The organism is Kribbella sp. ALI-6-A (assembly GCF_001984195.1).
Taxonomy (GTDB): domain Bacteria; phylum Actinomycetota; class Actinomycetes; order Propionibacteriales; family Kribbellaceae; genus Kribbella.
On sequence record NZ_MTQN01000011.1, the window covers coordinates 506,310 to 530,519 of the forward strand.

The 24,210-nt window shown below is 70.3% G+C and carries 20 protein-coding genes and 1 riboswitch; of the genes, 5 read left to right on the plus strand and 15 right to left on the minus strand.

The genetic code is table 11. From position 1 onward, the window contains the following. The first annotated feature begins 8 nt into the window (after positions 1 to 8). The 3 genes from BWI15_RS22945 to BWI15_RS22955 all read left to right on the plus strand — a co-directional run bounded on the left by BWI15_RS22945 (position 9) and on the right by BWI15_RS22955 (position 3,932). Complete coding sequence (locus BWI15_RS22945; RefSeq protein ID WP_077016521.1) at positions 9 to 929, plus strand: alpha/beta fold hydrolase; 921 nt, start codon at positions 9 to 11, stop codon at positions 927 to 929. Between the two features lie 79 nt (positions 930 to 1,008). Beyond that, a complete protein-coding gene (locus tag BWI15_RS22950) occupies positions 1,009 to 2,526 on the plus strand; it encodes a TldD/PmbA family protein (RefSeq protein ID WP_077016522.1) in 1,518 nt (505 codons plus the stop codon). Beyond that, on the plus strand, positions 2,523 to 3,932 hold the full coding sequence (locus BWI15_RS22955) for a metallopeptidase TldD-related protein (RefSeq protein ID WP_083750948.1): 1,410 nt from the start codon (positions 2,523 to 2,525) through the stop codon (positions 3,930 to 3,932). Before BWI15_RS22950 ends, BWI15_RS22955 begins: the two co-directional genes overlap by 4 nt. 12 nt (positions 3,933 to 3,944) lie before the next feature. Here BWI15_RS22955 and BWI15_RS22960 read toward each other — a convergent pair whose 3' ends face one another. Then, complete coding sequence (locus BWI15_RS22960; RefSeq protein ID WP_077016523.1) at positions 3,945 to 4,601, minus strand: class I SAM-dependent methyltransferase; 657 nt, start codon at positions 4,599 to 4,601, stop codon at positions 3,945 to 3,947. A gap of 498 nt (positions 4,602 to 5,099) precedes the next feature. Here BWI15_RS22960 and BWI15_RS22965 point away from each other — a divergent pair, with 498 nt between their 5' ends. Beyond that, positions 5,100 to 6,623, plus strand: a complete 1,524-nt coding sequence (locus tag BWI15_RS22965; protein ID WP_077016524.1) for a PfkB family carbohydrate kinase — start codon at positions 5,100 to 5,102, stop codon at positions 6,621 to 6,623. 235 nt (positions 6,624 to 6,858) lie between these two features. After that, positions 6,859 to 7,014: a hypothetical protein gene (locus BWI15_RS39475; protein ID WP_168197358.1), complete on the plus strand. Its 156-nt coding sequence runs from the start codon at positions 6,859 to 6,861 to the stop codon at positions 7,012 to 7,014. Between the two features lie 79 nt (positions 7,015 to 7,093). Here the strand turns inward: BWI15_RS39475 and BWI15_RS22970 are convergent, their stop codons facing one another. From BWI15_RS22970 to BWI15_RS23035, 14 genes are all read right to left on the minus strand, one after another. Further along, positions 7,094 to 8,035 carry a Mom family adenine methylcarbamoylation protein gene (locus tag BWI15_RS22970; protein WP_077016525.1) on the minus strand — a complete coding sequence of 314 codons (942 nt, stop codon included), beginning with the start codon at positions 8,033 to 8,035 and terminating at the stop codon, positions 7,094 to 7,096. Positions 8,036 to 8,154: 119 nt separating this feature from the next. Further along, positions 8,155 to 8,925 carry a hypothetical protein gene (locus BWI15_RS22975; protein ID WP_143465778.1) on the minus strand — a complete coding sequence of 257 codons (771 nt, stop codon included), beginning with the start codon at positions 8,923 to 8,925 and terminating at the stop codon, positions 8,155 to 8,157. Positions 8,926 to 8,943: 18 nt separating this feature from the next. Then, positions 8,944 to 10,674 carry an IucA/IucC family protein gene (locus BWI15_RS22980; RefSeq protein WP_077016527.1) on the minus strand — a complete coding sequence of 577 codons (1,731 nt, stop codon included), beginning with the start codon at positions 10,672 to 10,674 and terminating at the stop codon, positions 8,944 to 8,946. Then, positions 10,671 to 11,939, minus strand: coding sequence for a lysine N(6)-hydroxylase/L-ornithine N(5)-oxygenase family protein (locus tag BWI15_RS22985; protein ID WP_077016528.1), 1,269 nt, complete (start codon positions 11,937 to 11,939; stop codon positions 10,671 to 10,673). The genes BWI15_RS22980 and BWI15_RS22985 overlap by 4 nt, the downstream gene beginning before the upstream one ends. A gap of 1 nt (position 11,940) precedes the next feature. Next, positions 11,941 to 12,486 carry a GNAT family N-acetyltransferase gene (locus tag BWI15_RS22990; RefSeq protein ID WP_077016529.1) on the minus strand — a complete coding sequence of 182 codons (546 nt, stop codon included), beginning with the start codon at positions 12,484 to 12,486 and terminating at the stop codon, positions 11,941 to 11,943. After that, entirely contained in the window at positions 12,483 to 14,141 is a 1,659-nt protein-coding gene (locus BWI15_RS22995) for an IucA/IucC family protein (protein ID WP_077016530.1), read from the minus strand. The genes BWI15_RS22990 and BWI15_RS22995 overlap by 4 nt, the downstream gene beginning before the upstream one ends. Then, a complete protein-coding gene (locus BWI15_RS23000) occupies positions 14,138 to 15,649 on the minus strand; it encodes a pyridoxal phosphate-dependent decarboxylase family protein (protein ID WP_077016531.1) in 1,512 nt (503 codons plus the stop codon). The genes BWI15_RS22995 and BWI15_RS23000 overlap by 4 nt, the downstream gene beginning before the upstream one ends. 110 nt (positions 15,650 to 15,759) lie before the next feature. Then, complete coding sequence (locus BWI15_RS23005; RefSeq protein ID WP_077016532.1) at positions 15,760 to 16,602, minus strand: SDR family NAD(P)-dependent oxidoreductase; 843 nt, start codon at positions 16,600 to 16,602, stop codon at positions 15,760 to 15,762. 12 nt (positions 16,603 to 16,614) lie between these two features. Continuing rightward, positions 16,615 to 17,913: a serine hydrolase domain-containing protein gene (locus tag BWI15_RS23010; protein ID WP_077016533.1), complete on the minus strand. Its 1,299-nt coding sequence runs from the start codon at positions 17,911 to 17,913 to the stop codon at positions 16,615 to 16,617. Continuing rightward, complete coding sequence (gene gcvP / locus BWI15_RS23015; protein WP_077016534.1) at positions 17,910 to 20,756, minus strand: aminomethyl-transferring glycine dehydrogenase; 2,847 nt, start codon at positions 20,754 to 20,756, stop codon at positions 17,910 to 17,912. Before gcvP ends, BWI15_RS23010 begins: the two co-directional genes overlap by 4 nt. A gap of 70 nt (positions 20,757 to 20,826) precedes the next feature. Further along, positions 20,827 to 20,918, minus strand: a riboswitch (glycine riboswitch). 15 nt (positions 20,919 to 20,933) lie between these two features. Then, entirely contained in the window at positions 20,934 to 21,830 is an 897-nt protein-coding gene (locus BWI15_RS23020; protein WP_237771415.1) for a dihydrodipicolinate synthase family protein, read from the minus strand. 51 nt (positions 21,831 to 21,881) lie between these two features. Then, positions 21,882 to 22,499: a MerR family transcriptional regulator gene (locus BWI15_RS23025; RefSeq protein WP_077016536.1), complete on the minus strand. Its 618-nt coding sequence runs from the start codon at positions 22,497 to 22,499 to the stop codon at positions 21,882 to 21,884. A 194-nt stretch (positions 22,500 to 22,693) separates the two neighbouring features. After that, positions 22,694 to 23,188, minus strand: coding sequence for a bifunctional nuclease family protein (locus BWI15_RS23030; RefSeq protein ID WP_077016537.1), 495 nt, complete (start codon positions 23,186 to 23,188; stop codon positions 22,694 to 22,696). 51 nt (positions 23,189 to 23,239) lie between these two features. Next, entirely contained in the window at positions 23,240 to 24,205 is a 966-nt protein-coding gene (locus BWI15_RS23035) for a GlxA family transcriptional regulator (RefSeq protein WP_077016538.1), read from the minus strand. Positions 24,206 to 24,210 lie beyond the last annotated feature (5 nt).

The following is a 24,210-nucleotide window of genomic DNA, read 5'->3' on the forward strand; positions in this document are numbered from 1 at the left end:
ACTGACCCATGACTCCGGACAGAACGGCCCTGGCCTTCGGCGAGCTCTTCGGCGGCGTGCGGGGTGAGCTGGACCGGGGCGGTCGCATGCTGCGGTGGATCGAGGCGGGCGACGGCGAACCGGCGGTCGTCTTCGAGGCGGGCGCGGCGACGCCGGTCGTCGGGTTCGCGGCGTGTTTGAAGGCGCTCGCCCCGGACCACCGGGTGATCGCCTATGACCGGGCCGGGTACGGCGTCAGCGACCCGGTCCCACTCGGATTGGACCAGCAGATCGGCGACCTGATCGCCGTACTGGAAGCGGCGGGACCCAGCATCCTCGTCGGCCACAGCTGGGGTGGGCTCCTGGCCGAGCTGGCCGCCTGGGAACACCCGGAGCTGATCGCCGGACTCGTCCTGGTCGACCCGTCGCACGAGTCCGTCCACGCTCTCCACGCGAAGCTCGCTCCGCCGCAGGTCGTCGCGGAGCTGAGACGTCACCCCAGCCGCAGCACGCCCGCGAGTGAGGACTCGCGCAGCGCGGACCTGCTGGAGTCCGCTCGTCAGCGAGCCGCGCAGGTTGCCCGCAGTGTCGGCGGCGACCACCAGGACCAGCTCGTCGAGGCCTACCTGTCCTACCTGGAGACCGACGAGCAGCTGTTCACCCAGCTCGACGAAGTCCCGATGGCCGTCGACCATACCGACGACATCGCCGTACGCCGCGCGCAGAGCGTCTGGCCGCAGGTGCCGGTGGTGGTGCTCACCGCGACGAAGGGCAAACCCGCGCCCGTGCTGGAGCCGATGATGGCCGTCCAGAACGAACTCGTTGCCGCCGCCAACGGCCGGCACGTCGTCGTACCGGACGCCGGCCACGACCTCCACGTCGACCGGCCCGACCTCGTCATCCAGGCGGTCCGCGACGTCGCCGCCGGCCTCGACTCCCACGGCGGGTGAGGCGTTACCGAACCCGCCGCCGCCAGGCGTCCGTCGAAGCCGCACGGAAACCGTCGGGACGACGTACTAAGGTCGTGCCGTGCCTGACCTCGACGAGTCCTTCCTCGCCCTGCCGCGCCACGAGCTGGCCGCCGCCGCCCTGCAACGTGCCAAGGATCTCGGCGCGAGTTTCGCGGAGTTCCGGCTGGAGCGGATCCGGTCGGAGTCGATCTCGCTGCGCGACGGCGTGCTGGAGAACGCCGGCGACGACGAGGACCTCGGCCTCGCGGTCCGGGTGATCCACGACGGCACCTGGGGTTTCGCCGCCGCGGTCGCGCTGACCGTCGACAGCGCGGTCCAGGTCGCCGAGCAGGCGGTCAATCTCGCGCAGGTCTCCCGGCCGATCAACACCGAGCCGATCGAGCTGGCCGACGAGCCGGTCTACGACGACGTCACCTGGATCTCGTCGTACGAGGTCGATCCGTTCAACGTGCCGCGGGCGGAGAAGGTCGCGCTGCTGGCTGACTACAGCCGCCGCCTGCTCGCCGCCGACGGCGTCACTCACGTCACCGCGCACGTCACGTCAGTGCACGAGTGCAAGTTCTACGCGAACTCCGAAGGTACGTCGTACACGCAGCAGCGGGTCCGCGTCGGCCCGTCGCTCCAGGCGGTCGCCGTGGACGCCGAGACCGGCCGCTTCGACACGATGCGGACCTGCGCGCCGCCGGCCGGCCGCGGCTGGGAGTACCTGACCGGCACCGGCTGGGACTGGGACACCGAGCTCGCGAGCATCCCCGGCTGGCTGGCCGAGAAGATGGCCGCCCCGAGCGTCGAGCCCGGCCGGTACGACGTGGTCGTCGACCCGACCAATCTCTGGCTCACGATTCACGAGTCGATCGGCCACGCCACCGAGCTGGACCGCGCGCTGGGCTACGAGGCCAACTACGCCGGCACGAGCTTCGCAACGCTCGACCAGCTCGGCACGCTGAAGTACGGCTCGCCGATCATGCACGTCACCGGTGACCGCACCGCCGAACACGGCCTGTCCACCGTCGGGTACGACGACGAGGGCGTCGCCGGTCAGCAGTGGGACCTGGTCAAGGACGGCATCCTGGTCGGCTACCAGGTCGACCGCCGGATGGCGAAGGTCAACGAGGACGTGCTCGGCACGCCGCGCTCCAACGGCTGCGCGTACGCCGACTCGTCGGGCCACATCCCGATTCAGCGAATGGCCAACGTCTCCCTGCAACCCGCGCCGGACGGGCCCTCGACCGAGGAGCTGATCAGCCGGGTGAAGAACGGGATCTACATCGTCGGCGACAAGTCCTGGTCGATCGACATGCAGCGCTACAACTTCCAGTTCACCGGTCAGCGGTTCTTCAAGATCACCGACGGCAAGCTCGACGGCCAGCTGCGCGACGTCGCGTACCAGGCGACCACGACCGAGTTCTGGGGCTCGATGGAGGCCGTCGGCGGGCCGCAGACCTACCTGCTCGGCGGCGCGCTGAACTGCGGCAAGGCCCAGCCGTCGCAGTCCGGCGCGGTGACCCACGGCTGCCCGTCGGCCCTGTTCCGCGACGTCAACATCCTCAACACCACGCAGGAGGCCGGCCGGTGACGATCGCCATTCAGCTCACCCCGCAGGACACCGTCGAGCAGGCGCTCGAGCTCGCGGCCGCCGCGGGCGCCGAGGGCTGCGTCGTCCTGGTCGCCGAGACCTCCAGCGCGAACCTGCGCTGGGCCAACAACACCCTGACCACGAACGGCGCGATGCGCGGCACCAGCGTCACGGTGATCGCGACCGTCGGCGCGGGCGAGGGCACGGCGGTCGGCGTCGTCAGCCGATCCTCCGTCACCGACACGACCCTGCGCGACGTCGTCGACGCGGCGGTCGCCGCCGCCCGCGACTCCGAGCCGGCCGAGGACGCCCGCCCGCTGGTGGCCGGCACGGTCGGCCCCGGCTGGGACGACGAGGCCGACGAGACCTCGGTCAACGTCTACGCGAAGTTCGCGCCGGCGCTCGGCGAGGCGCTGAGCCGCGCGGGCCGCGAAGGCCGCTGGCTCTACGGTTTCGCCGACCACGAGGTCGTCACCCTGTACGTCGGGTCGTCGGCCGGGATGCGCCTGCGGCACTCGCTGCCCCGCGGTTTCGTCAGCGCCACCGGTAAGTCCTGCGACCTGAGCCAGTCGGCCTGGGCCGGGGCGGCGACGCGCGACTTCAGCGACATCGACCCCCTCGCCCTCGACGCGGAGCTCACCCGGCGACTCGGGTGGGCCACGCGGACCGTCTCGGTCGATGCCGGGCGCCACCCGACGATTCTGCCGCCGGCCGCCGTCGCCGACCTGACGACGTACCTGTTCTGGACGCTCGACGGCCGGGACGCCGCGGACGGCAAGAGCCCGTTCTCCAAGCCCGGCGGCGGTTCCCGGATCGGCGAGGTGCTGTCCCCGCATCCGGTCAGCCTGCGCTCCGACCCGCAGTTGCCGGGCCTGGAAACCTTCCCGTTCGCGGTCGCCCGCTCGTCGGGCGGTGCCTCCAGCGTCTTCGACAACGGTCTGACCCTGACGGCGACCGACTGGATCCGCGGCGGCAAGCTGGAAAACCTGATGCACAGCCGGTTCACCGCGGACCTCACCGGCGCCCCCGCCGTCACGCCCGCGATCGACAACTACGTCCTGTCCGTCGACGGCGCCTCCGGCTCGGTCGACGACCTGGTCGCCGGCCTCGACCACGGCCTGCTGCTGACCTGCCTGTGGTACATCCGCGTCGTCGACCCGCAGACCCTGCTCGTCACCGGCCTGACCCGCGACGGCGTCTATCTCGTCGAGAACGGCGAGGTCACCGCCGCCGTCAACAACTTCCGCTTCAACGAGAGCCCGATCGACCTGCTCAGCCGCTTCACCGCGGCCGGCGCGACCGTGCCGTCGTTCTCCCGTGAGTGGGGCGACGACTTCTCCCGTACCGCGACGCCCCCGCTGCTGGTGCCCGACTTCAACATGTCCACGCAGAGCCAGGCGAGCTGACCGCGCGGCGGGTCAGGCGGGCTTGGCCTGCGTGACCCGCCACAGCTTCCGCGAGCCTTCGTCGTACGCGTCGACCCCGCCGAGCTCCCACCGCTCGGCCAGCTCGTGAACAAGCTCCAGATCGAAGAACCGCCCGGCGAACCCGTCCCTCGCGTACAGCCCGTCACCGACCTCCGGACACTTGCCGAAGTGCGGGTCCTCGGTCGACCACACCGAGTACACGAACAACCCACCCGGCCGCAGCACCCGCCGGATCTCGTTCATCAGCGACCGCAGCTGCGCCCGCGTGAACGCCATGTTCATCAACAGGTTCGCGTACACCGCGTTCACCGTCGCATCAGCAGGCGGTAACGGATCGCGTACGTCGTGCAACGCCGCGGTCACCCGGTCGTCCAGCCCGTCCCGCTGCGCGTCCAGCCGCAGCTGGTGCAACGCGGACGAGCTGAAGTCCGTCGCATGCACGCTGAACCCCTGCCGCGCCAGGTACAACGCGTCCCGCCCGTGCCCCGCACCCAGCTCCAGCACGTCATCGATGCCCGCGGCACCGAACAACCGCACCGTCCACCGCGCCGCCGCCGACGGCTCCGGCCCGTGCAGCCGCGGATCCTCGTCGTAGGCCCGCTGCCACCTGTCCTGCTGAGCCCTGCCGAGCTCCTGCTCAGTCTTCATCCTGCTCCCCGTGGTTCGCCGTGCCGATCGGAAGACCAGCCAGACCGCAGCAGCCTACGCGACGACCACCCCATCCGTCCCCACGCGCCCCGGGGATTCCGTTGCCCCAGGCCCCTTCCCGCGCCTCCACCAGCCCGCGGACGGCACCGGCGGCCGCCTCCGCAACGACCACGCGGCACGACTGTCGCTCAGTCGCAATCTCCGCACAGTGAGAATCCCGGCCGGTCAGGGGCATGGTGGCGCAGGTCGGCGCCGAGGACTCGTGCGTGATCGAAAGTCAGGACATGTCGTCGGCCTGGCGACAGCCCTCCCCCGGTCCGCGACACGAGCCCGCCGGGCCCCCGTTGATTGCCCAAAGCAACTAGTTTCGGCCTGCCGAGCGGCGTCCGCCTCCCGCCACCAGGCCCGCTCTCGCCACCGAGACACACCGACACACCGCGCGGACCGACCGCTTCCGCTCGCATACTGGGTGTGAACCACGATGGAGCCGGGGGGCTGATGGCCAACCGCGATGATCCGGACTCATCCGAAGCCGTCGTACTGACGCATGCGCTGCGGGCGCTCCGGATGCGGGCCGGCGTGGTGCTGGCGCGGCTCGAGGACACCAAGAACGAGGACGTCGCCTCGCTGCTCAACCTGCCCGTGGTCCGCGCGCACGCGGCGCGGCAGGAGATCGGGCGGCCGGACGCGGCGTTGCAGATCATCGCCCAGGCGGTCCGCGACACCGGTGACGCGACGCACCGGATCGTGGCGGACGCCGTACTCGGCCTGGGGGTGCTCGCCGACGTCTACGCGCAGTACGGGATCGACGAGAAGGTGGTCCTGGCCCTGCGCGCGGGAGCCGTCGGACGGCGGCGCGCGGCGCTCTTGGCGAACTGGCGGCGCCTGCACGAAGCGATGGGCGCTCCCGCGACCGAACCGCCGAGCGACCGCACGCTGCGGGGCAGCACCGAGCCCGAGGTACTGCGTCAGCTTGCCCGCCGGCTGATCCAGCCCGGCCCGGTCTCCCCCACCGCAGGCCCACTCTCCAGCGCGAACGAGCCCGACCCGCCGCCGAATGCCCCGGCCGGCCGCGTCATCGTGGTCGGCGGTGCGGTGATGGACGCGATCTTCCGGACCAGGATGATCCCGCAGCACGAGACCTCAGTCCCGGCGCACGACTTCGCGCTCACGCCGGGCGGGAAGGGCGTCACCCAGGCGGTCGCCGCCGCGCGGCTCGGGCTGAAGGTGTCGCTGGTCGCCGCGGTCGCCGACGATCAGTTCGGCCACGACATCGTCCAGCACCTGCGCGCCGAGAACGTCGACACCTCGCTACTGAAGATCGTCCGCGGCGCCCGTACGCCGATGACCGGGGTCTTCGAGCTCTCCCTCGGCGACAGCATCGCGGCGGTCTGGCGCAACGAGAAGGAGATCAGCCTCACCGTCCGCGACGTGGACCTGCTGGCCCGCCAGATCGCCGACTGCGACGCTCTCCTGCTCACCTTCGAGGTCCCCCGCGAAACCGTCCAGCGCACCCTGAGCCTGGCCCACTCGAACCCGGCCACCCGCCCGATCGTGATCGTCACCCCCGGCCAGCCACACTCCGACGGCCGGATCTCGCGGTCGGCCCTCGGGCAGATCGACTACCTCGTCGCCCACGCCTGGGAGCTCGAGCGCTACCGCCCCGCCGACCAGGACCGCTTCGACGCCGACCATCTCGGCGAGCACCTGCTGGACGCCGGCGTCGACACCCTGTGCCTGCTCGGCAACGGCGGCGGCCTGATCTACTCCCGCACCGCGCCCACGATCGACCGCCTCCCGACGGTCTCCCGTTCCCCGTTCAAAGAGGTCTCCATCACCCGCGACGCCTTCTGCGCCGCGCTCGCTGCCAAACTCATCGACGACGGCCCTGTCCTCACCTCACCCATCGCCCGCTGGGTCACCGCCGCGATGGCCTGCGCCGCCGAGGACTTTCCGCTGTCGACCACGATGCCGGATCGCGACCGCATCAACCGCAAGCTGCGCGAGGCCCAGAACTTCTGAAGCTGCCAGTTGGCAACCGAACCGCCGTTTTGGCAACGTCAAGGCCGGTGGGTTGCCAGAATTCAGGTCTCCGGCCGCCGAATTGGCTATGTCCGGACCTGGCGGGGATGCCAAACAAAATCATTGACACCCATTTGCCATGCGCTTCACTGATATCAATCAACCGAAGCGGTGAAGGGACCCAATCTAGCGCACACCGCGAGGAATGCAAGCCCGGAGAAAGTGAGGGGCCGAGATGACCGAGAACAGCGCCCTCGTACTCATCGTGATGCTGATCATCGCCGTCGCCCTGTACAAGTTCTGGAAGCAGATCATCGGGATCCTGGTGATCTCCATCGTGATCGGCTTCGGGTACGGCGTGTACAGCTTCGCCGTCGCGATGACGAACTGACCGACCGGACCGCGATCACCGCGAGGCGAGGCATCCACCGACGACGCTGGATGCCTCGCCTTCCCTTACCAGCTTGGGGTCACGAGCGCCGGCGCACCCGCCGGCGCTCGCCGGGCTCGACCGCCTCGGTCACCCCGCGCACCCGGCAGCAGTAGATCATCGAGTCGGCGAGCGTGGCGCGGCTCTGCTCCGCCAGTACGCCGTACCGCAGCCGCACCTCGGCGAGACTCTGCGTCCCGTACCGCAGCTTCATCTGACGCGGACTGATCGCCATTCCGTCGACATACAGATACGGCCGCGGCCGCACCGACATCCAGTACTGCCAGTTCGCGGCCCGGTAACTCGACCCGGTGAATCCGAGATTCTGGTCGACGACGGTCGTGAGCAGTTCCGCGGTCGGCTCCGATCTCCGCAATTCGTTCCGCACGCCTTTCAGCAGCGACGAAATGGCATTCGCCGGCGCGACGTCGAACGAGTAGACCCGCGAAACGTCCCACATCCGCTCCACCGGTACGCCGAACTGCCGGCTGAGCTGCTTGCCCACCAGCGCCCAGTCCATCGGCGAGACGCTGCACAAGGTCACAGGGCGCCGGTGGATCGGGTCGACGAGCGCGAAATTCCGCGACCCCGGCCGGGCACTGCGCAGGTAGTGCAGATTCCCGAAGATCGCGTCGGCGTCGTCCGTCTCGCACTCGACGAACTGCAGCGCACTGAGCGGATACGCGTCGATCGGCACCAGGTCGATGACCTTGGCCTGATCAGCCCGCAGCAGCACGGCGCTGTTCCGCAACTCGGCATCGAGATCCCGGCGCCGAACCCGCCCGCTGTGCGCCGCAACTCGCGGCAGTTGCAGCAAGGTCCGTACGGCCAGCGCCCGCGGCTCGACACCGTGACGCCGGGCCGAAGCCGCGACAAGCGTCGCGAACGCCTCGTCGCCGGTACGGCAGCCCTCGAGGGTGAACGTGGTACGGGTGGAATTCGGTCGGGCAGAAACTGCTGCCCCGGTGGCAGGGACGCTCATACTCCCGCCTCCTGTCCTGCAGAGGTGCTCGAGGCACGCTGAAACGATGGTACTCAGGCGCGCCGTGGCCGCAGATAGGACGAATCGGGCGCCAAATGGTTCCGCTGCGAGCTGGTGGCTCAGATTCCCCGGGCGAGGTTGGCTTCCAGAACGAGCAGGCGCGGCTGCACCAGGTCCTGCGCCACGTCCCTGGGCGCAAGGCGCGCGCGGTCAGCGGCGTAGTCGACGCCCAGCTGCTCGAGCACCTCGTCGTGCGGCAGACACAGGACCGGATGGCTCCGCAGCGGCTGGATCTGATCACCGGTCAGGTCAATCACGTACCGGTCGGGTTCAGCCGCGAGCCCGACCTCCACCCAGCAGTGCGCGGACAGCAACGCCGACCGGGTGCCGGCGCGGTAAACGTGCCCATAGCAATAGAACAGTGTCGCCTCGTCGACGTGTTCGATCAGCTGTTTGATCAGCCACGCGGAACTCACACCGCATTGACCGCGAGATTCGCTGGTCTGGTCGACGAAGGGCTCCGGCGTGCCGTCGTACCTGGTCCGGTCCGACCAGGCGCCGGACAACCGCGCCCGATGGTTGCCGAGCTCATCGGCCCAGCGGGGCAACGGTCGCCGCGGGATCTCGTGGGACGGCACGTGAGGGGCGACCTCGGTGAGCGACACAGGCTGACGTCCTAACTTGCTGAGCTCGGCGAATCCGTCGTTCCTTGGTACTGCCGTGGTCAGCCCGGTTTCCGGTTGCACCCCGTGCAAGAACGCCCCCTGCCGCCGGACGATCGACCGGCGACGGTAGATCATCTCGCTCCAGGGGTGATCGGGCAACGGTTTCGGCGATCGTCCCGAGACTTGTTGCCCGCTGTTTGCCATCCGCGCGGTGACGCAGAACACATACGGCGTAACAGTACGTCACTCCGCGCGTTTCGGTGGAATCGACGCGGCGGTGTGCAACGCGTTCGGCAGTGTCCCCGCCTTGGGAATCGGTGGGCGGGTGTCGAGATCGCTGTACCCGAGGGTCAGGCGGTAGCCGTTGAGGGGATAGCGGGTGAAGGACTCGCCGGTCAGAGCGGTGGACTCCAGGCGAGCCGCGTGGTGTGGGTTGTTCGCAGCGTAGAGGTCGAGCTCGCCGCGGAGAAGGCCCCAGAGGTCCACTTCGGGGATCAGCGTGGAGAGCGGATTCAAGACCCCCAAAAAGAGCGCATCCACCATGTATTGCCGCAGCACGTGCCAAGGCTTCCGGGGCAGGACCCGGTCGTGAGAGTCCGGCTCCATCCCCCGCTCCGCGATCGGGACCGTGGACAGGTTGACGTCGTCCACCAGATCCTTCACGACCAGCCGGGACGGGAGCCCCGACGGATCGCAGATGATGGCGAGGTTCTCGCCATGCGGGTTGACCGTGATGCCGTAGTGGTGGAGCAGGTGGAGCAGCGGGCGGAGGATCGTGGAGAGAAGATGGCTGATCCACACCTCCGGGTCCACGCCGGAGCGTTTGATGTACGTCGTGACGAGGGGCTCGCCCGTCGGGTCGACGTGCAGAACGGCGGCCAAGGGCCAGGCGGTTTCGCCGGCGCGGAGGCGGGGCTCCAAGGGATCTCGCCAGATACAGCCCAGGGTTTCGGTCCACTGGTAAGGGATCCCAGGGGCCGCGGCCAGTTGCGGGTGGCGAACGGTGACAGAGGCGACCTCGCCCAGGAGTTCGGCTCCCAGGGACTGGATGACCTCGTCGCGGTACCACAGGCCCCGGAGCCACTGCGTGAGCATCGGAGCGGCCAGGGTGCAGTGGATCGGGATGCCCCGGTAGACCGACGTGTTGAGGATCTTCAGCGGCAGCTTGACCTGGTAGCGGCCGGGCTGGGTGATGTTGACCATCGTGCGGATGGACTGTGTCGGCAGGTACTCGTCCGGCCCGTCCCCCAGGACGACGATCTCGCCGGTCGCCAGCTCGCGGGACCACTGGGTGCGGACGACGTGGTCGAGCTGCCAGGGGTGGACCGGGAGCCACACGTAGGAGTCGGGGTCGACAAGCTTGGAGCGGAAGGCGTCCACCGCCTCGGAGCCCAGCTCCCGTCCGACCACCGCGTGCTCCGACAGGTCAGGTGTCCCCCGGAACTCCGCCAGCCCCCGCCGTACGGCGAGCCAGACCAACCGGAGCGGCGTACGGGCTTCGGGGGTGTACCGGGCGCTGTCGGAGGCGGAGAAGCCCAGGCGGCCCTTGTTCGCCACCAGGATCGGGTGGCCGGTCAGGTGGCCTTCCAGCTGGGTGTGGTGGAGGTCGGCGAGCTCAGCGGCCGGCAACGCCGTCTCAGCCATCCGTACGTCGGCCGCGAGTGTGCTCGACAGTTCGGCCATATAGCCGGCCAGAGTCGGCCCGTCCAGGCCCAGCACGCCGGCGGCGTCCAGCATGAACTGCAGCGGGTCGACAGCCGGTTCGCTCTCGTCGTTGCCCAAGATGCCCGCGGTGGTCCGCTGCACCGACCCCGGCCTCACCCGGTACGTCGCGAAGGCGCCCTCGACGTACTCGAAGGTGTACACCACCGACCCAAGCTCCAGCCGCCCGTCCACCGGGGTCAGCAACGCCTCGCTGCAGAACTGCGAGATCAGCTTCGCCAGCAGCTCCTCCGAGCACCGCGTCCAGCTCATGCGGGCAGTCCGAAGCTCGTGAAGGCGGTGGACTTCGGCAATCGGAACACCTCACGCCCGGCAACAGCGTTCAGGATCGTCGCGTTGCGCACGGCACCGATGCCCAGGTCCGGAGCCGCTACGCCGTGACTGTGCAGGTCCGCGTTCGCCACGAACAGCCGGCCGGCCAGCGCCCCCTCAACACTGTGGTCGCGCTTGATCGCCCACCGACCGGCCGCGTCCCGCTCCACCAGTGAGTCGACGGAGGCCTGCAGGAACGTCAGAGGACGGTTCCGGTACCCAGTAGCAGCGACCACCACGTCGCACGAGTGCTGGAAGGTCCGGCCCGTGTCGGTGTGCCGCAGTGTCAGCTCAACGCCGTCGGCGCCGACAGCCGACGACTCCACCGCAACACCGCACTGCAGCTCGACCGGCGCCGAGCCCAGCTCGCGCTGATACAGCAGGTCGTGGATCTGGTCGAGCGTCTCCGACGAGATGCCCTTGTAGTGCCGCCACTGCTCCTTGACCAGCCTGTCGCGCACAGTTTCGTCCAGGGAGTGGAAGTAGTCCACGTACGACGGTGTGGTCATCTCCAGCACCAGCTTGGAGTAGTCCAGCGGCGCGAACGACGCCGTGCGAGTCAGCCAGCTGACAGCAGGCCCATCGGCTCGCAGCAGGTCCAGCGCGCACTCCGCGCCCGACTGCCCCGACCCGACGACCGTGACCCGCCCAGCGCGCAGCAGCTCGTCACGCCGGTACAGATAGTCAGCAGAGTGCAGCAACCGATCAGCAGGCAGATCAGCAAGCGCAGCCGGTACGGCGGGCTCAGTGCCGACGCCCAGCACCAGGTGCCGAGCGGACATGCGCTCACCGCCCACCGTCACCACGAACACCGACCCGTCCCACTCGACCTCCGTGACCTCACGCCCGAAGTGCAGCGAGTCCAGCTGCCCCGCGCACCAGCGCAGGTAGGCCTCGTACTCCCGACGGGTCGGGTGGAACTTCTCCCGCACGTAGAACTGGTACAGCCGGTCGTTGTCCCGCAGGTACGACAGGAACGACAGCCGGTGCGCCGGCTCGACCAGACTGACCAGGTCGGCCAGGAAGGACACCTGCAGCATCGCGTCGTCGAACATCAGCCCGCGGTGCCAGGTGAACTCCGGCCGGCTGTCCAGTACGGCGACCCGCAGGTCCAGCCCGTCCGCGAGCGCGGCCAGCCCGAGGTTGAACGGACCGGCGCCGATCGCGATCACGTCGTACGGGGCGTCACCAGAACCAGGACTCATCTCATGCCTCCACGGTCCGGGGACGGACCATCAGTAGTGCGGTCTTCTCGGGCAGCTGTAGCTCCCCGGCCGGCTCGAACCCGGCAGCGGCGAACGCGCGCACCGACGGGGTGTTGCGGACGTCGGGCTCGGCCACGACGCGGTCGCAGCGGGGATCGGCCCGCAGTACGGCGTCGCCGAGAGCCCCGAGCAGCCGGCGTCCCAGCCCCTGCCCCACCTGGCCGACGTCGCCGATGGCGATGTGCAGTCCCCAGTCGTGTTCCTGCCAGGCGTAGTACTCCGCGAGCCGGTCGTGCCTGACTCGGTACAGCTCGACGTACGCGAGGTCCTCGTCCTTGAAGGCGACCACGCAGGGGATCGAGTGCTCCCCCGCGGCCTGCTCCTGCAGCTCCTGGTCCCAGCGCTCCACGGGCCAGTCCTGCTGCCACCAGGGCACCACGTGCGGCTGCGCCATCCACTGCGCGACCGTGGCCGCGTCCGCCGAGGTGGCCGGGCGGAGGTCGAAGCCGTCGTCCAGGTGCAGCAGCGGCGCGACCTCACACCTCACCGGGCCGCACCCATCCGCAGGGGGTTCGGGATCTCCAGGTAGACCGACTGGTTGTCCAGCGGCGCGACAACCTCGTCGATGCCCTTCAGCCGGGTCAGCATGTTCGCCTTGCAGGGCAGGCGATCTGCGGTGAGCCACCGCTGAGCCAGGCGGTCGCCGTCAGGCCCAGCGGACTTCAGCGACGGTAGTGCGTCGGACAGCCGCTCCCGTACGACGTCCAGCAGGTCCAGCTCGTCGGCCACCCCGTCGACTCCCAGCGCGCTCACCACAGCCAGTGCCTGGTTGTGCAGCAGGTAGTAGGTCAGCCGGTCGTCCACGATGGCGTCCTCGACCACGGCCAGCGTGGAGTCGCTCAGACCGGTGACCGCGAGCAGCCCCTTCAAGTACGACGACGCGAGGTAGTAGCCCTGGTTGTCGCGGTACGCGCCGCCGATGATCCGTCCGGAGTCGTCGAGCCGGACCAGCGTGTTCTGCTGGTGCGCCTCCAGGCCGATGCCCGTCTCGGCGTACAAGCCGAGCATGGGAACGAGCACCTGATCGACGTACGACGCCACCCACGCCCCCGGGTTCTCCTGTACGGCGGGGAGCGCGCTGAGGCGGCTCACTCCGCCGAGGCGCGGCGCGACGAGTCCGGCGAGACAGGCGTAGCTGTCGACGTCGGCCGGGACCTCGCGGACGGCCACGTCGAGGCCGGTGAGCGTCTCGCCGCCTTCGTCCAGCGCGACCCACGCCGGGTCGCGCACGATCGAGAAGCCCGGGTGGGCGGTCGCCGTACCGGCGTTGTACGCCGCGTCGAGCAGCCGGTTGATCTCCAGGCCGCGGCGCAGCTCGGTCGAGGTGGACTCGCGGCGGGAGTTGGTGATCCGCAGGCCGAGGGACAGCTTGAGCATGACCGGCAGGTCCGGGTGGTAGACCGTGCGCAGGCTGGAGGTCGGGTGCCACTGCGCGCCGAGCGGTCCGAGCGGCCGGACCCGGCCCTCGCGGATCAGCTCGGCGACGCGCGGGCGGTGCAGCAGCGACTCGGCCTGCCACGGGTGGGCCGGGATCAGCGCCGCACCCGCGGCAGGCGTCGTACCGGCCAGCGCGGCCATCAGCTGCAAGGCGTCCAGTCCCTGCAGTGAGGGCGCGCCGGCCACCTGGTCGGAGGAGACCAGCTCCTGGTCGACCTCGAACCAGTGCACCGCGAAGCGGCCACCCAGCTCCGGCGAGTACTCCGCCAGCTCGGCCCCGCTCAACCCGTCCCGGCTCTTCGGCGCCGGATGATGCTGGTGCCCGACAGTCAGGGCCTGCTCGTGCTCGAGGAACCGCCCGAGCCCGGTCTCCTGATCGGCAGCCTCCGGTCCGGCGAAGAACGTCGCGACGTTGCGCACCGACTCGGCGGTGCGAGCGGCCAGGTCGTCGACCTCGGCCGGGTCGGCGTCCACCGCCAGGAGCCGGACCAGCTCCTCAGGCGCGGGCGCCTCCCCGTCGACCAGGACGTCGGCGAACAGGTGCAGTCCGGTCGGTGACGCGTGCAGGACCTGAGCGGTCACCGCGGCGTCACCCACCTTGAACGTCAGCAGCCCGGGCGACACCGGCACGCCCGCCTCACGGGTGTAGCAGCGCAGGATCGCGTTCAGGTGGGTGGTGACCGCTGCTGCGGTGGTCGGGGTCATGCCGCTCCTTCGCCGCCGGCCGACCGAACGTCGTGGCCGGTGGCCACGACGAGGTCGAGCAGTTCTTCGATGTCCGACGCGGTCGCGTTCGGGTTCAGCAGTGTCAGCTTCAGCGCGACCGCCGCCGGGCGGTCACCGCGGGCCGGGATCTTGGTCCGGCCGATCAGCACCTGGCCCGAGGTCAGCAGCCGGCGCCGGATCTCACCCTGGAGCGCGTCCAGCCCGGGCGCGTCCAGCTCCCGCGCGGCGACCCGGAACAGCACCGTGGTCAGCGTCACCGGCGCGAGCAGCTCGAGGTTGCTGTCGGCAACGACTCTGGCCGCCGCGGCGTGCGCGAGCTCGTGGCAGGTGTCGAGCATCCTGCCCAGACCGGCCCGGCCGTACGCCGACAGCGTGGTGGCGATCTTCACGGCGTCGGGACGGCGGGTCGTCTGCAGGCTCCGCCCGAGCAGGCCGTCCAGCCCGGAGTCCACGTCGTCAGCCGGGTTCAGGTAGTCGACCGATCGCCCGAGTGCTGCGAACCGTTCCTGGTCCCCGACCAGCAGCACGCTCGTCGCGGCCGGCTGCCAGCCGATCTTGTGCAGGTCGAGCGTCACCGAGTCCGCCGACGGCAGTTCCGCCAGCAACGGCGCCAGCCGGTCGGAGAACAACGCCCCGAACCCGTACGCCGCGTCCGCGTGCACCCAGGCGCCGTACGGGCGGGCCAGCTCGGCGATGCCGGCGATCGGGTCGATCGAGCCGTAGTCGGTCGTACCGGCGGTGGCGACGACCGCGATCGGGGTCCGGTCGGGCCGGGCCAGTTCGTCGGCGAGCACGTCGAGGCGCATCCGGAAGTCACCGTCGGTCGGGATCACGACCACCGCGTCCTCGCCCAGCCCCAGCGCGGCGCAGGCTCGCTGGATCGAGAAGTGCGCGAGCTCGGAGCAGAACACCACCGGCCGGCGCATGCCGTGCACGCCGTGCCGCCGGACGTCGAGACCGGCCGCCGCGGCCGCGCTGTCCCGCGCGATCAGGACCGCCAGCAGGTTGGAGATCGAGCCGCCCGGCGTCAGTACGCCGTCCGAGGCCGGGCCGAAGCCGGCCAGCGCGGCGAGCGAGCGGACCACCCACTGCTCGATCGCCAGTGTCGCCGGGCCGGAGTCGTAGGTGTCCATCGAGGCGTTGCTCGCCGAGGCCAGCGCGTCCGCGTCGACGGCGACCTGCAGAACCGGCGGCTGCAGGTGCGCCGCGGCCCGCGGGTGGCTGAGGTCGATCCCGTAGCTGTTCAGCAGTCCGGCGACCAGCTCCAGCGCCGCGGACTCGCCGACTCCCGTCGACGGCACCTGCGGTTCCCCGAGCACTTCGGCCGTCCGCCGCAGCACATCCGCCGGCAATCCGGCCGGCAGCGGTCCCCGATCGCGGTCCACGACGGTGGACGCCAGTGGCCAGGCCGGGACGGTCAGTTGGTACGGGCTGTGCGGCGCCCGGGCCGATGAGCTCAACGCGGTGAGACCCACTTGCTGCGGCATCCAGCTTCTCCAGGGAAGTTGTTGAGTAAGGCAAGCCTTACTAAGGCAGGCCTAACCTACTTCGTCCCTGGCACGCTGTGTCAACCGCGCTGCACCAGCAGTGGCGAGTTTCACCCCTGGTACGTCGGCCCGCCCGTTCCCGGTCGCCGGCCGTCGACATCGGTGAACCCGTACTCGCGGCCGAGCGCGGCCGACCGGACGACCTGCCCGGAGTACCGCATCACGTCCGGATCGGCCGCTAGCGCCGCCACCGCCCGGCCGATGAACTGCGGGGACTCCGAGTCCGACATGTCGAAGAACTCCGCGGCTCGCAGCACCGACTCCGTGCGCACCAGACCCGGGTAGAGCGACACCGCGGCGACGCCGTGCGGGCGCAGGTCGTGCGCCATGCACGCGACCATCCTGTCGGTCGCCGACTTCGCCACGCCGTAGCTGACCCCGGCGTCGGTCTTCTCCGCGGCGTCCGACGAGACGTTCACGATCAGTCCCGAGCCCTGCGCGACCATCGTCGGCGCCGCGAGCACACTGGTGACGTAGTGGGCGCGGACGCCGGTGCCGAACATCGAGTCCCACCGGGCGATCGGCTCGGTCCAGAATCCGGCCTCGCGCCAGAACTCGGTCCCGTCCCAGAAGTGCTCGTAGCCGCCCCAGACGTTGTTGACCAGCAGGTCGAGGCGCCCGGTCTCCGCGACGACCCGCTCGACCGCCTGACGGCTCTGCTCGTCGTCCGCGTGATCGCAGACCACCGCGACGCCGCGGCCGCCGAGCGCGGTCACCTCGTCGGCCGTCTCCTCCACGGTGCCGCCGAACGGCGTCGTCGCCGGCCCGCCGACGGCGGCACGGCCGGTGACGTAGACCGTCGCGCCCTGCTCACCGAGCCCGAGCGCGATGCCCTTCCCCACGCCGCGACTCGCTCCGGTGACGAGCGCGACCCTCCCCGCCAGCGATCCCATCCACCGACGGTATCAGCGCCCGTACGGCGTCCGGGTGAGGATGAACGTAGCCAGATCCAGGTGCGTGATCCGCTCGCCGTCACGCACCACGCGCAGGCGCTCGCCGGCCACGTAGCCGTCACGCCCTTGGTACAGGTCGACGGCCAGCGGTGAGAAGCGCGAGGTGAACGCGCCGGACATCTGCAGGATGCCGCCGCACACCGAGATCGTGACGGGCGTGTTCCCCCAGTACCAGTGGCCGAGCAACTCCTCGCCCTGCGCGAGCTCGGGCTCGGGGACCCACTCCTGCGGCAGCCAGGGTTCGTGCTTGATCAGCACCCGCATCAGATCCAGCGGGACCGACGCGCACTTGCCGTACGTCGCGTTGGCGAGCGCGACGGCACCGATCCGCCGAACCCGGTCGACGAACAGACCGGCCACGAAGCCCGGCATCGACCCGGTGTGACCGACGAACAGGTACGGATCGTCGGCGTGCAACCGCAGCCCCAGCCCGTACGCCGCGTTGAGCGCCTCGCGGGGATCGGCCGACGCCGGGGTGGCCATCTCCTCGACGCTCTCCCGGCTGAGCACCTCCGGCACCGGGTCGATCCAGAAGCACGCGTACTTCGCCAGGTCCTCGATCGTGCTCCACAACTGCCCGGCCGGCGCCATCGCGCCCGCGTCGTAGGCCGGCTCCTCGGCCAGCCGCCCGCTGAACGGATGCACCGAGAATCCCTGCGCCGCCGGGTCCTGGGGGAAGTACGTCGTTCGCCGCATCTCCAGCGGCGCCAGGATCCGATCGCGCGCCAGCTCGGTCCAGGGCGCGCCCCGCAGCCGCGAGACGATCTCGCCGAGCAGGCCGTAGCCGAGGTTCGAGTAGTGGTAGCGCCGGTCCGGGACGCCCGCGGCCTGCGACTCGTTCATCGCCGCGGCCAGCGCCTCGAACGAGACCCCGGGATTGCGTTCCCACCAGGGGCCTTCCGGCTCGGCGTTCATTCCCCCCGAGTGCGACAGCAGGTGCCGGATCGTCAGGTCCCCGAACGCGATCCCCGGCAGATGCTTGCCGACGGCATCGTTCAGCGCGAGCAGCCCGTCGTCCCGCGCCTGCATCACCAGGACGGCCGTCAGCGTCTTGGTGATCGACCCGATCCGGTACTGCCGCGCCGGACCCGGCAACCCGCCGTCCGCCGTCGCGAACTGCCCGCGCGCCCCGGTCCAGACCAGCGCGCCGTCACGCACGACGCCCGCGGTGATCGACGGCAGCTTCCACTCACTCTGGGCCGCCGCCACCTCGGCGTACAAGGCGGCGGCGGTGTCAGAACGGAGGGTCACTCAAAGGCCTCCGGCGAGGGGCAGGAGCAGATCAGGTTGCGGTCGCCGTACGCGCCGTCGATGCGGCGGACCGGCGGCCAGTACTTCGCGGTCCGGTCGACCGACTGCGGGAACGCGGCCTCCTCGCGGGTGTAGGCGTGCTCCCACTTGTCGTTGATCACCGCGGACGCGGTGTGCGGGGCGTTGACCAGCGGGTTGTCGTCGGCCGGCCACTCCCCCGCCGCGACCCGGTCGATCTCGTGCCGGATCGCGATCATCGCGTCGATGAAGCGATCCAGCTCGCCGAGGTCCTCGGACTCGGTCGGCTCGACCATCAGCGTGCCGGGCACCGGGAACGACATCGTCGGTGCGTGGAAGCCGTAGTCGATCAGCCGCTTCGCGACGTCGTCGACGGTGACGCCGGTCTGCTTGGTGATCGGCCGCAGGTCGAGGATGCACTCGTGCGCGACCAGGCCGTTCTCGCCGGTGTAGAGCACCGGGAACGCGTTCTCGAGCCGCTTGGCGACGTAGTTCGCGGTCAGCACGGCGGCCTTGGTGGCCTGCGTCAGCCCCTCCGCGCCCATCATCCGGATGTAGGCCCAGGAGATCGCCAGTACGCCGGCCGAACCGAACGGCGCCGCACTGATCGGGCCGACGCCGGAGTCCGGACCGGCCTGGCCCAGCAGCGGGTGGTTCGGCAGGTACGGCGCGAGGTGCTCGGCCACCGCGACCGGGCCGACGCCGGGGCCACCGCCACCGTGCGGGATGCAGAACGTCTTGTGCAGGTTCAGGTGGCTGACGTCGCCGCCGAACTCGCCCGGCTTGGCCAGCCCGAGCAGGGCGTTCAGGTTCGCGCCGTCGACGTACACCTGGCCGCCCTTGTCGTGCACGATCCGGCAGACCTCGGTCACGCTCTCCTCGTACACACCGTGCGTGGACGGGTAGGTGATCATGATCGCGGCCAGCTTGTCCGCGTGCTCCTCGGCCTTGGCCCGCAGGTCGTCCAGGTCGATCGTGCCGTCGTCGTTGCCCTTGACAACAACAACCTTCATGCCGGCCATCACCGCGGAGGCGGCGTTGGTGCCGTGCGCGGACGACGGGATCAGGCAGACGTTGCGCTCCTCGTTGCCCTGGGCCCGGTGGTAGCCGCGGATCGCCAGCAGACCGGCCAGCTCACCCTGAGAGCCGGCGTTCGGCTGGATCGAGACCTTGGAATAGCCGGTCACCTCGGCCAGCCAGCGCTCGAGCTGGCCGATCAGCTTCACGTAGCCGGCCGCGTCCTCGATCGGCGCGAACGGGTGCACGTCCGCGAACTCGGGCCAGGTGACGGCTTCCATCTCGGTGGTCGCGTTCAGCTTCATCGTGCACGAGCCGAGCGGGATCATGCCGCGGTCGAGCGCGTAGTCCTTGTCGGACAGCTTGCGCAGGTAGCGCAGCATCGCGGTCTCGGAGCGGTGGGTGTTGAAGACCGGGTGGGTCAGGAACTCACTGGTCCGGACCACCTCGGTGGCCAGGCTCGCGCCGGTCAGCGACGCGTCGTACGTGACGCCGAACGAACCGCAGACCCGGCCGAGCACGGCGGCGTCGGTCTTCTCGTCGCAGGAGATCCCGACGTGGTCGGCGTCGACGAGGCGCAGCCAGATGCCGTTCTGCCGGGCGGTGTCGACGACGTCGGCCGCACGACCGGGGACCCGGGCCAGCACGGTGTCGAAGAACTGGTCGTGCACGACCTCGACGCCACCGGCGCGCAGCGACGCGGCCAGGCTGTCGGCTCCTGCGTGCACGCGCTCGGCGATCGCCTTCAGGCCGTCCGGGCCGTGGTAGACCGCGTACATCGACGCGACGACGGCGAGCAGGACCTGCGCCGTACAGATGTTGGAGGTCGCCTTCTCGCGCCGGATGTGCTGCTCGCGGGTCTGCAGCGCCAGCCGGTACGCCGGGGCGCCGTCGGCGTCGACCGAGACGCCGACCAGGCGACCGGGCAATGACCGCTCCAGGCCGGTCCGGACCGACATGAAGCCGGCGTGCGGGCCACCGTAGAACAGCGGGACGCCGAAGCGCTGCGACGAGCCGATCACGATGTCGGCGCCGGCCTCACCGGGTGCCTCGAGCAGCGTCAGCGCGAGCAGGTCGGAGGCGACCGCGACCAGCGTCTCGCGCTCGTGCGCGGCGGCGATCAGCGGCTTGAGGTCGCGGACCACGCCACCGGAGCCCGGGTACTGGACCAGGAACCCGAAGAAGTCCCCGTCCGGCAGACCGTCGGTGGTGTCGGCGACCACGACCTCGAGGCCGAGCGCCTCGGCGCGGGTCTCGACGACAGCGATGGTCTGGGCGAAGCAGTCGGCGTCGACCAGGAACCGGTTGCTCTTGGACTTGCGGTTCGACCGGTGCGCCAGCGTCATCGCCTCGGCCGCGGCGGTGCCCTCGTCGAGCAGCGACGCGTTCGCGGTCGGCAGGCCGGTCAGGTCGGACACCACGGTCTGGAAGTTCAGCAGCGCCTCGAGCCGGCCCTGGGAGATCTCCGGCTGGTACGGCGTGTACGCGGTGTACCAGGCCGGGTTCTCGACCAGGCGGCGGACGATCACCGACGGCGTGAAGGTGCCGTAGTACCCCTGGCCGATCATCGAGGTGGCGACGGTGTTGCGCGCGGCCAGCTGGCGCAGCTCGGTCAGCGCGTCGACCTCGGAGGCCGGCTCGGGCAGCCGGAGCGGCTCGGCCGAGCGGATCGAGGCCGGCACCGCGGCATCGACCAGCGCGTCGACGTCGGCGTACCCGAGGGTCTGCACCATCCGCGCGACCTCGTCGGCGCGCGGACCGATGTGCCGGTCGGCGAAGGTGGCCGAGAGCTGGGGGGAATCGTTCACGAGAGGCTCCGTTGCTGACAGTCTGCCGGTGGCCTCCCCCTCTGTCACGCGCACAGCGCTTCAGAGTCGCCTGCGGCACCCGGTCCATGGGCCTGAGAGGTTCCGGGGAGGAATTGCCCCTTCGGCGCCCAGGCGAACCTGGGACTCTCCCGAGTGCTGTGTACGGCTCCCCCGAGGCTACCAGTTGCCTGCGTCGAGTTCGGGCAGCAGCCGCCGTGCGGACGTCCGCGCGGCGGCGGCCAGGCGCGGGTCGGCCGAGGCCATCGGCCAGCGGACCCGCGTGCCGACGTCGGCCCAGCCACCGACCGCGGCGAGGAACTTGTCCAGCGCCGGGTTGGACAGGCCGATCTCCTGCAGCGGCGCGATGTGCGCGGCGAAGAACTCGCCGATCCGCCGCTCGACGTCGAGTGCCGCCTGGTGGTCGGACTGCATCAGCTCGTACCACCTGACGGAACCGGTCGGTGAGAGCGCCGCCACGTTCGAGTAGCTGCCGTCCGCGCCGAGCGGCGTCATGCTCGCGAGCCGGTGTCCGGGCACGAACAACGCCAGCCCAGACTCCCGCGCGGCGTCGAACCACGCGGCGTCCCCACCAGCACTCTTCGACCCGACCAGTGCCGGTACGGCGCGCGCGAGATCGGCAAGTTGCTCCGGGCCGACCTGCGTCTTCGCATGCGGTGGGTTGTAGAGCACGAGAGGTACGCCGTCGGCCGCCTGAGCGACGCGATCCAGGAAGACGAGCACTTCGCCAGGGGTGAGCGGCAGCCAGTCCGGCAGGATCACCTGGATCGCCGAGGGACGCAGCGCGGCGGCCCGGCGTACGCGGTCGAGCTGGAGCTGGGCGGAGGGATGACTCGCGCCGAGCTGGAACGGCAGGTCAGCTGCTTCGCAGCGGGTAGCGAGCAACTCGTTGATCCGGTCGTACTCGGACTCGGTCAGGGTCTGGAACTCACCGGCGGTGCCGTGGGCGTAGAGACCGTGCAGGCCGGCCTCGACGAGATGGTCGAGCTGCGTCCCGAGGCGGGCGAAGTCGATCGTGTCGTCGGGTTCCAGGGGCAGCAACAACGTCGCCCACACACCACGCAGACCTTCCGCGGTGAGTGGGCGCACTGTTGTCGCTGAGGCAGATCAGCCGGTCATCCGGGCGCGGCGGCGAGCGGCGAGCTCGTCGTTCGCGTGCGGACCGGACTCCTCGTCGCTTCCGTCGGCGCGCTCGGTCGGCAGCTCCGACAGCGACCCCTCGACCTCGCGCCAGACACCACCGAGCGCGATGCCGAAGACTCCCTGGCCGCCGGCCAGCAGATCGATCACCTCGTCCGGCGAGGTGCACATGTAGACCGAGGCCCCGTCGCTCATCAGCGTGATCTGGGTCAGGTCGTCGATCCCGCGCTTGCTCAGATGGGCGATCGCGGTGCGGATCTGCTGCAGCGAGATCCCGGCGTCCAGCAGACGCTTGATCACCTTGAGCAGCAGAACGTCGCGGAAGCCGTACAGCCGCTGCGTGCCCGAGCCGGTGGCCGGGCGGACCGACGGCGAGACCAGGCCGGTGCGGGCCCAGTAGTCGAGCTGGCGGTAGGTGATCCCGGCAGCGGCGCACGCGGTCGGGCCGCGGAATCCGACGTCCTCCGGCATGGGCCGCAGGTCGTCGTCGAAGAGCAGGCCCTGCACCCCCGCTGCGGCAGCCGCGTCGGCGTGTGCTTCGGACGCCGACTGCGCCGTCAGATCAGTGTCGCCGGTGCGTGTCACGCCTGAGCCTCCCTGGGTACCGACTGGAACGGACTACATCCGTGGAGTTACAACTCCTCACAACTCCTTCAAGGTAAGCCGCCGACTTGAACCGGTCAACGACAACCGCGTGGAGCCGAGAGCGTGTCGCGCTCACAGTCCGAATTGTTACTCGCCCAGGAGAAGCCAAGTACCCAGGTGTAAACGCCGAAACCTCAGCTCTTGTCGAAGTCCTCGGGTGACACCTGGTCCAGGAACTCCCGGAAGCGCTCGACCTCTTCCTCTTCCTCGACCTCGTCGTTCTCGTCGTTCTCGCTGTCGGGCACCGGGATGCCGGCCTCGGCCAGGATCTCCTCGGTGCAGAAGACCGGCGTACCGGTCCGCAGCGCCAGCGCGATCGAGTCCGACGGCCGGGCCGAGATCTCGGTCTTGTCGTCGAAGACCAGGACCGCCTCGAAGACGCCGTCGGTGAGATTGACGATGCGGACCTGGGTCAGCGTGTGACCCAGAACACGGATCACCTCGGCGAACAGGTCGTGCGTGAGCGGACGAGGGGGCTCCATCCCCTGCTGCGCGAACGCGATCGCGCTGGCCTCGGCCGCACCGATCCAGATCGGCAGGTACCGCTCACCGCCGACCTCCCGGAGCAGCACGATCGGCTGACTCGAGGGCATCTCAACCCGGACTCCGACCACGTCGACTTCGCGCACATCCTCAGCCTACTCTCCGGCCCCAGCCCGAGCTGGCTCCCGGGGGCGGCGTCAGCGTTGCCGGAAGGACCGGCGGTAGGCCAGCGGGGACAGCCGCACCCGCCGGGTGAAGTGCTGGCGCAGGTTGATCGCCGTACCGAATCCGCAGTGCCGGGCGATGTCCTCGACCGGCAGTGTGGTCGTCTCCAGCAACTCCTGCGCGTGCCGGACGCGCTGGGTGAGCAACCACTGCAGCGGAGTCGCTCCGGTCTGTTCGCGGAAGCGCCGGTTGAGCGTGCGCGGGCTGACGGCCGCCTGGCCGGCGATGTCCGCGAGCGTCAACGGATCGCCGAGCCGCGCACGCATCCAGCGCATCGTCGGCTCCAGCGATCCACTGTCGTCGGAGGGTTCGTGGTGCACGATGAACTGCGCCTGACCACCGTCGCGTTGTGGCGCCACGACGACCTGGCGAGCCACCTCGGCCGCGACGGCGGCACCGAAGTCGTTGCGCACCATGTGGATGCACAGGTCGAGTCCGGTCGCCGCGCCGGCCGACGTCAGCACGTTGCCGTCGTCAACGAACAGCACGTTGGGATCCACCTCGACCCGGGGATACCGCCGGGCGAGCGTGCCGGCCGACGTCCAGTGGGTGGTCGCGGGCCGCCCGTCGAGCAGGCCGGCCGCGGCCAGCAAAAACGCGCCGGCACAGATGGACGCCAGCCGGGCCCCACGGCTGTGCGCCTGCCGGAGGACGTCCAGCACCTCCGCCGACGGCTCGCCGTCCGTCCGCGCGCCCGGCACGATCACCGTGTCGGCGGACAGTGCCTCACTGAGCTCGTACGGCGCGGTCAGCTGGAACAGCTCGGCGCCGCCCCGCCCGGTCACGTCCAGACCGGGACGCTGGCCGCACATGATCACGTCGTACAGCGCGGTGCCGTCCTCGGAGCGAGCGCTGCCGAAGACCTGGCCCGGGATCGCGAGATCGAGACTGTCGACGCGATCGGCCGCGACCACCGCGACGCGGTGTCTGCGCTGCATGGCGA